Genomic DNA, 4,005 nt, shown 5'->3' on the forward strand with positions numbered 1-4,005 from the left:
CGACCGGATCGACGCCCAGGCGGCCGCCCAGCACGAGGCCGCCCGGGAGGCGGCCGAGGCCGCCGCGCGCAAGGCCGCCGAGGAGGCCGCGCGGGAGAAGGCCGCCAAGGCCGCCGAGGAGGCCCGCGCGGAGAAGGAGCGTGCCGCGCGGGAGGCCGAGCGCGAGCGCCTCAACACCTTCGTCTCCCCGATCCCCGGCTCGTACGTCTCGACCAGCTACCAGGCCGGCAGCTCGCTGTGGTCCTCCGGCAGCCACACCGGTGTCGACTTCCACGCCGCGAGCGGCACCCCCGTCCAGTCGGTCGGCGTCGGCACCGTCGTCGAGGCCGGCTGGGGCGGCTCGTACGGCAACCAGGTCGTCATCAAGATGCACGACGGCACGTACACCCAGTACGCCCACCTGTCGTCCATCGGCGTCTCGGTGGGCCAGCAGGTCGCCGCCGGGCAGCAGATCGGCCTCTCCGGCGCCACCGGCAACGTCACGGGCGCGCATCTGCACTTCGAGGCCCGCACGGGCGCCGATTACGGCTCCGACCTCGACCCCGTCGCCTACCTCCGCGCGCACGGCGTGAACCTCTGACCCACTCGCTTCCCGGTGCCCCGGCTCCCCGAGCCGGGGCACCGGTGTTTCCGGGCGTCGCCTGTCCAAAAAATATGTATGGATTCCGGTCCGCCGTCGTGAATTCCCGCCGATTGCAATAGAGTCGCGGAACACACGTCAATCGTCGACGTTTCACGGGGATTAAGCCGGAGGTTCGTCATGCGTATTCCCGCGCACTCGGTGTGCACGGCGATCCGGGACGACATCGTCGCGGGTGTCCACGAGCGCGGCGGCCGGCTCACCGAGGAAGTGCTCGCCCGCCGTTACGGTGTCTCCCGCGTCCCCGTCCGGGAGGCGCTGCGCACGCTGGAGGCCGAGGGATTCGTGGTGACCCGGCGGCACGCGGGCGCGTGCGTCGCGGAACCCACCGAGCAGGAGGCCGCCGATCTGCTGGAGATGCGCATGCTCCTCGAGCCGCTCGGCGCCTCCCGCGCGGCCCAGCGCCGCACCGAGGCCCATCTGAAGGTGCTGCGCGGCCTGGTCCGGCTGGGGCAGGAACGCGCCCGCCAGGGCAACAGCGACGACCTGCGCTCCCTGAGCGGCTGGTTCCACGAGACGCTCGCCCAGGCCACCGGCAGCCCGGCACTGACCTCGGCACTGACCCAGCTGCGGCACAAGATCGCCTGGATGTACGCCGCCGAGGGACCGGCCGACCCCGTCGAGTACTGGGCGGAGCACGGCGTGATCGTGGACGCCGTGGCGCGCGGTGACGGCGACCGCGCGCGGTCCGTCACGGCGCTGCACACCGAGCGCGCGAGCGCCGGGCACCGCCTGCGTTTCGCCTCCGGCGCCGGCCGCGCGGACCGTGTGAGGAACTCGCAACATGCCGTAAACATGCCGAGCATTCGGCATTAACACGGGTGCCGTATACAAAAGAGAGAGCATTTATCGGGGGGTTTTTCTGCTGCCCGCGAAAGGGAAAAGCTGCCCGTGGAGGGGGAAAGCGAAAGGCCCGCCCGGTGGTCCGGGCGGGCCTTTCGGTATCGCGTTCTCAGACGGTCTCGGGGAGTTCCTCGAGGCCCTCGGAGACCAGCTTCGCCAGACGGTCCAGGGCGGCGTCCGCGCCCTCGGCGTCGGAGGCGAGGACGATCTCCTCGCCGCCCTGGGCGCCCAGGCTCAGGACGGCCAGCATGGAGGCCGCGTTGACGGGGCCGCCCCCGGCCTTGGCGATCGTCACCGGGACGCCTGCGGCCGTGGCGGCTCGGACGAAGATGGAGGCGGGGCGGGCGTGGAGACCCTCGGCCCAGCCGACGTTGACGCGGCGCTCAGCCATGTGTTGCTGCCCTTCGCTGTTCAGGGTTGTCTAGACCAGTTTCCCACATCGTGAAGCATGCCCGGAACGTGCCGGGAACGTGCCCGAAGGGGCATCCGCTCCCGCTCCCGGTGACAGCCGGACCGCGGCCTCGGCCCGGCTGTCGTCCACCACAGACTGCCTCGCGCCGTTGTCGTACGCGAGCCGTACTCTGGGGCCCATGCAGACCTCGTCGGACCGGCACGAGTATCCCGCCCACTGGGAAGCCGACGTGGTGCTGCGCGACGGCGGCACCGCGCGCATCCGCCCCATCACCGTCGATGACGCCGAGCGCCTGGTCAGTTTCTACGAGCAGGTGTCGGACGAGTCGAAGTACTACCGCTTCTTCGCGCCCTACCCTCGCCTGTCCGCCAAGGACGTCCACCGCTTCACGCACCACGACTTCGTGGACCGGGTGGGACTCGCGGCCACCATCGGCGGCGAGTTCATCGCCACCGTACGCTACGACCGGATCGGCGCCGACGGCACGCCCGCGTCGGCACCGGCCGACGAGGCCGAGGTCGCCTTCCTCGTCCAGGACGCCCACCAGGGCCGGGGCGTCGCCTCCGCCCTCCTCGAACACATCGGCGCCGTCGCGCGGGAGCGCGGCATCCGCCGGTTCGCGGCCGAGGTGCTGCCCGCCAACAACAAGATGATCAAGGTGTTCACCGACGCCGGGTACACCCAGAAGCGCAGCTTCGAGGACGGCGTCGTCCGCCTGGAGTTCGGCCTCGAACCCACCGACCGCTCCATGGCCGTGCAGTACGCGCGCGAACAGCGCGCCGAGGCACGCTCGGTGCAGCGGCTGCTCGCCCCCGGCTCGGTGGCCGTCGTCGGCGCCGGCCGCGCCCCCGGCGGCGTGGGCCGCAGCGTCCTCGACAACCTGCGGGACACCGGGTTCACCGGCCGGCTGTACGCCGTGAACAAGGCTCTGGGGGAAGGGGAGGAGGAACTCGGCGGGGTGGCCGCGTTCCGCTCGGTGCGGGACATCGACGGGCCCGTCGACCTCGCGGTCGTCGCGGTGCCCGCCGAGCGGGTCCCCGAGATCGTCACCGAGTGCGGCGAGCACGGCGTGCAGGGGCTCGTCGTCGTCTCCGCCGGATACGCCGAGTCCGGCCCCGACGGCCGCGAACGCCAGCGCGCCCTCGTACGGCAGGCGCGCTCGTACGGCATGCGGATCATCGGCCCCAACGCCTTCGGCGTCATCAACACCTCGCCCGACGTGCGACTGAACGCCTCCCTCGCCCCGGAGATGCCCCGGCCCGGCCGGATCGGACTGTTCGCCCAGTCCGGCGCCATCGGCATCGCCCTGCTGTCCCGCCTGCACCGGCGCGGCGGCGGCGTCACCGGCGTCACGGGCGTGTCCACCTTCGTGTCGTCCGGCAACCGGGCCGACGTCTCCGGCAACGACGTCCTGCAGTACTGGTACGAGGACCCCGACACCGACGTCGCCCTGATGTACCTGGAGTCCATCGGCAACCCCCGCAAGTTCACCCGCCTCGCCCGGCGCACCGCGGCGGCGAAGCCGCTGGTCGTGGTCCAGGGCGCACGCCACGGAGCGGGGCCCCGGGGACACGCCGTACGGGCGACCCGGCTGCCCCACGCGACGGTGTCCGCGCTGCTGCGGCAGGCCGGGGTGATCCGCGTGGACACCATCACCGAGCTGGTCGACACGGGCCTGCTGCTCGCCCGCCAGCCCCTGCCGGCCGGACCCCGGGTGGCGATCCTCGGCAACTCCGAGTCCCTGGGCCTGCTCACCTACGACGCCTGCCTCGCCGAGGGGCTGCGTCCGCACCGCCCGCTGGACCTCACCACCGCCGCCTCGGCCGCGGACTTCCACGCGGCGCTGTCCCACGCGCTGGCCGACGACACGAACGACGCGGTCGTCGTGACCGCGATCCCGGCGGTGGGGGAGGGCTCGGTCGGCGACGCGGCCCTGGCGCAGGCCCTGCGCTCGGCCGCCGCCGCGACCCCGTCCAAACCCGTCCTGGTGGTCCACGTGGAACTGGGCGGCCTCGCGGAGGCGTTGTCGGCCGCCACGAGCACGGCCCCGCAGACACCGCAGCCGCGAGCGGACACGACCCCCGCCCCGCCGCCCCGGCCGGACACGGCC

The 4,005-nt window shown here is 72.8% G+C and carries 4 protein-coding genes; 3 read left to right on the plus strand and 1 reads right to left on the minus strand.

Translation table 11 applies throughout. The features are described from left to right. Together B7767_RS14130 and B7767_RS14135 are read left to right on the plus strand one after the other, a co-directional pair. On the plus strand, positions 1–580 hold a 580-nt coding region (locus B7767_RS14130; RefSeq protein WP_085572498.1), incomplete at its 5' end, for a M23 family metallopeptidase. Positions 581–760: 180 nt separating this feature from the next. Continuing rightward, a complete protein-coding gene (locus tag B7767_RS14135; protein WP_085572499.1) occupies positions 761–1,456 on the plus strand; it encodes a GntR family transcriptional regulator in 696 nt (231 codons plus the stop codon). Positions 1,457–1,592: 136 nt separating this feature from the next. On the opposite strand, the gene B7767_RS14140 is transcribed toward B7767_RS14135, so the two are convergent. Next, positions 1,593–1,874 carry an HPr family phosphocarrier protein gene (locus B7767_RS14140; protein WP_085572500.1) on the minus strand — a complete coding sequence of 94 codons (282 nt, stop codon included), beginning with the start codon at positions 1,872–1,874 and terminating at the stop codon, positions 1,593–1,595. Between the two features lie 199 nt (positions 1,875–2,073). Between B7767_RS14140 and B7767_RS14150 the strand changes: the two genes are divergently transcribed. Then, positions 2,074–4,005, plus strand: a 1,932-nt coding sequence (locus B7767_RS14150; protein ID WP_085572501.1) for a GNAT family N-acetyltransferase, incomplete at its 3' end; no start/stop codon positions are given.

It is taken from the genome of Streptomyces sp. 13-12-16 (assembly GCF_002114215.1).
GTDB lineage: Bacteria > Actinomycetota > Actinomycetes > Streptomycetales > Streptomycetaceae > Streptomyces.